Source organism: Coleofasciculus sp. FACHB-712 (assembly GCF_014695635.1).
Lineage (GTDB): Bacteria > Cyanobacteriota > Cyanobacteriia > Cyanobacteriales > FACHB-T130 > FACHB-T130.
The window spans coordinates 1-4385 of the sequence record NZ_JACJOQ010000082.1 but is presented as its reverse complement, the minus strand read 5'-3'; the positions used below and the strand labels follow the sequence as shown (position 1 = coordinate 4385).

3 protein-coding genes are annotated in these 4385 nt (G+C 46.2%); all 3 read left to right on the top strand.

All coding sequences use genetic code 11. From position 1 onward, the window contains the following. On the top strand, positions 1-1011 hold a 1011-nt coding region (recF, locus tag H6F50_RS02060; protein ID WP_190425749.1), incomplete at its 5' end, for a DNA replication/repair protein RecF. A gap of 197 nt (positions 1012-1208) precedes the next feature. Continuing rightward, positions 1209-1691, top strand: a complete 483-nt coding sequence (locus H6F50_RS02055) for a hypothetical protein (RefSeq protein ID WP_339380271.1) — start codon at positions 1209-1211, stop codon at positions 1689-1691. 483 nt (positions 1692-2174) lie between these two features. Further along, positions 2175-4385 (top strand): CBS domain-containing protein (locus H6F50_RS02050; RefSeq protein WP_190425765.1); only part of this gene is annotated, 2211 nt, incomplete at its 3' end.

Below are 4385 nucleotides of genomic sequence, written 5' to 3'. Positions count from 1 at the left end.
CATCGAGCCGGACGCGATCGCGACCTGATCCGCGAAGGCGCGGCGGACGGTAAAATTACAGCCACGCTGGAACGCGCTAACGGCTTAGTGGATCTGGCTTTAACCCTCCGCACTCAAGGGCGTCGCACCGCAGCCATTAACCAAGAAGCTTTGCGACGCCAAATGGATTTTCTCGGCGTCCTCAACGCTGTAGAATTCTCCAGTTTAGATTTAGATCTAGTGCGAGGTGCCCCCGAACAACGCCGCAACTGGCTAGATTCCATCCTCACCCAGTTGGAACCCGTCTACGCCCACATTTTGCAGCAATATAACCAAGTATTACGGCAGCGCAACGCCTTATTAAGACAAGAAGCGAGAAAAGCCCAACCTTCTTCTAGTAACAGGCAAGAGGAAATTTCCACCAAGTCTGGAGACTTGAATCGGGACTCTGAATTGGCGTTGTGGGATGTCCAATTAGCGATCGCGGGTTCTCGCGTTACCCGTCGTCGAGCCAGAGTCCTGACACGGCTGGCACCTCTCGCTCAGGCTTGGCACGCTAGCATTAGCGGTAGAGCTGAAGTGCTGGAATTGAAATATGCCCCCAATGTCACCCTGGAGAAGGAAGAACCCGAAGCGGTGCAACAAGCTTTTTTAGAGAAAATTCAACAGCGTCGGGTCGTCGAACGCCACCAAGGCACAACCCTCGTCGGCCCTCACCGGGACGAAGTTGAGTTTACCATCAACCAAACACCGGCAAGAATTTATGGCTCCCAAGGTCAGCAGCGAACCCTAGTCTTGGCACTGAAACTGGCAGAGCTAAAGTTGATTGAAGAAGTCGTTGGAGAACCGCCACTGTTACTACTTGATGATGTTCTAGCCGAGTTAGACCCAAACCGGCAAAATCAACTGTTAGATGCCATCCAAGACCGCTTTCAGACCCTGATTACCACTACTCACTTAGGTTCCTTCGATGCCCAGTGGTTGAATTCTTCTCAAATTCTCTCTGTTCAGGCAGGACAAATAAAACGATGAAGTTTGTTAGTTGCATAAGGACGGATTGAAGCCAAATATTTGTAAATAGCCAACTAGATGGATAAACCTGCACCTACAACAAGTCGTTCTTTCTCTTTTAGTGTTAATCGCTGGCTTGCAGCCTCTAACCTTATTCTCAAATCCGGAGTCACCCTCAGAAGTCTCGTATCCACCAATATGTTCTAAAGAGAGAATCCGTGCCTTACTTATTTAACGAACTGTCAACCTACGCCCAGATTGATTGTGACGTAATTAACCTTGCTGCTATGCGAAAAATGGATATGGCTATGGATCGGGATGAGATTGCAGGACTGGGCGCTTCGTTGCGACGGATCAATCAGAAGCTATTGACCTCAGCCAAGGGAGATGGCGTCAAAAGAGTATGGTATCAGGGTGGAGAACCTTATTTCGATCTCTTTATTGACCTGCGAGAAGATGATATCGAGTGGTTTCAGTTGACTTTACGTGGGAAATCGCTGTCGTGGAATCGAGCAGGTTGGCAAACAGGGATAACGAATGAAGGCATTGTCAATGACATTACTTTTTATCCTGCTAGCAAACTGATTAAAACAGACAATCGCCCTGATTTTGCGTTCATTGAATTAGCATATTCCATCCTGCAAACCCGCGCTGGTGATGCGATTGTTGATAAAATACTGGTGCTGTTTAAGCCTGAATAACGAATGGCTAGTCGCTAATCAAAGCCCTTTTTTGCCCAATTAGCAATTAGCCTATACCCTAATCATTAAGCTTATTTGTAAATTATTTTAGGTGCAATATACCAGCACGAATTTGGGTTTAATGTATTTGTTCTTGCTCGTTATCCTAATTTTGAGTCGTTGCTGGAGCCTTTTTATTATTCTTTTTTGATAAGAAAAATAACCCTCGATTCCTCATTTTTGAAGAGCTAAGAACCATTGGACTCATTGGACTCTCTTCTAGAAAGGGAAATATTTGCTCTTAGGATACTTGTGCTGATTTTATATAGACAATTTATGAATTAGCCCTCTAGCTAGGGATTTATTTTCTTTCATAAAACATAAATATTTATTGCAATCAAGTAATGATTTATTGCACATAACTAAGAATTAGCAGAAGTTTGGGTGTATCACAGTTTACAATTGCCAACAGTACCCCTGTGGAAATTACTGGATGGGTTCACAATGCAGCCCAACGCCCTGCCGCTTCCTTGCCTATCTCTAGACCCTGCTATTGACCGTCAGCCACTAACTGTAGCGCCTGATACACCCCTCCTTGATGTGTTGGCGCTAATGAGCCAGTTACGTAGTAGTTGTGAGTTGCCCAGAGGAACCCAAGCCAGAGGGACACAAGCAGACACCAGTGCAGCATCAGAAGACCCAAGCTGGGAGGCGAGCGAGGGAATGAACGCCGCCTTGCCGCACCCTGCATCCTGTTGGTTGTCACAAGAGGAGACCGATTTTGACACTGCCGATGCCGCAGGTCATTGTGTCTTAGTCATGCAAGGATCGCAGCTTGTGGGAGTCTTTACAGAGCGCGATATCGTTAGACTGACTGCCGCCAGAGCTTCCCTAATTAACGTCAAAATTGCCGATGTCGTCACGCAACCAGCCATTACCCTCAGACAATCAGAAGCTCACGATGTTTTCACAGCTCTTTCCTTGTTTCGTCAGCACCGAATTCGCCATTTGCCAATCATTGACGATAATGCAGGGGTAGTCGGAATTGTCACGCACGATAGTATTCGCAAAGCGTTGCAACCCGTTAATCTTCTAACGCGATTGCGATACGTCGCGGATGTGATGACATCCCAAGTCGTTCATGCGCCTATGACGGCTTCTGTTCTCGATTTAGCCCAAATCATGGCTAGTCAGCTAGTCAGCTGTGTCGTCATTACAGAACAGAGGGAAAACCAAATTGAGAACAAGCCAATAAAGACGCTTAATTCTCAATTCCCAATGCCCGTAGGCATTGTCACAGAGCGAGATGTGGTGCAGTTTCAGGCGATGGAATTAGACTTGTCGAAATTGCAGGCAAAAGACGTAATGAGTACACCCTTATTTTGTCTGCAACCCTCAAATTCCCTATGGGTTGCCCATCAAGAAATGCAGCGGCGGCGCGTGCGACGTCTGGTAGTTGCTAGCAATCAGGGCGAATTACTCGGCATTGTCTCCCAAACCAGCCTGCTACAAGTGCTGAATCCGGCGGATATGTACAATGTCATTGAGGTATTGCAGCAGGCAGTAGAAGAGCGTACCAAAGCATTAGAAAATAGCAACGAGCGATTGCGTTGTGAAATTGCTGAGCGCAAACGAGCTGAAAAGGCATTGCGACAAGCGCACGATAACTTAAAAAGACAAGTAGAGGAGCAAACTGCCGAATTAGCTCAAGCGAATGTGCTTCTCAAAAAGGACATTATTGAGCGTGTCGCAGTAGAGGCGGCTTTGCGGAAATCAGAGGCGCAAAAGACAGGATTAATCGCGTCTCTACAACAACAAGCCGAACATCTGGAACAAACTTTACACCAACTGCAAAAAACCCAAGCCCAGCTGATTCAAACCGAAAAAATGTCCAGTTTGGGGCAACTGGTAGCTGGTATTGCCCACGAAATTAACAATCCGATTAATTTTATTTACGGCAATCTCAGCTATGCCGGTCAATATGTTCAAGATTTGCTGAATCTGCTGCAACTTTATATCAAACATCATCCTCAACCAGAACCGGAAATTCAAACAGAAATTGAGGCAATTGACCTGGATTTTTTGAAGACAGACCTCCCGAAACTTTTAGGCTCGATGAAGGTGGGAGCCAACCGTATCCGGGACTTGGTACTGTCCCTACGAAATTTCTCCCGATTGGATGAAGCGCAACAGAAATTTGTGAATATACACGACGGGATAAATAGTACTCTTCTGATATTACAAAATCAACTAGAAGCAAAAGCGGGACGCTCTGGGATTAAAATTATTAAAGAATATGGCAATCTCCCTGCTGTGGAGTGTTTGGGGGGGCAGATTAACCAGGTATTTATGAATATTCTCAGTAATGCCATTGATGCCCTCGAAGAGGTCTTTGCTAAGGAATCATGGGGGATGGCTCATGGAGAGGACAGTATCGATTCCCAACCCCCAACAATTTGGATACGCACCGAATTAGTCGGTAAGAATCAGGTAGCTATCAGGATTGAAGACAACGGAATTGGGATGACGGAAGCGGTACGGCGTCAAATGTTTGACCCTTTCTTCACAACGAAACCTGTGGGTAAAGGTACCGGCTTAGGATTATCAATTTGCTATCAGATTGTGGAAAAACACGGCGGTCAGCTGAAGTGTATTTCCGCACCCGGTGAGGGAACTGAGTTTGTAATTCAGATTCCAATCCGACAGACAACTCAT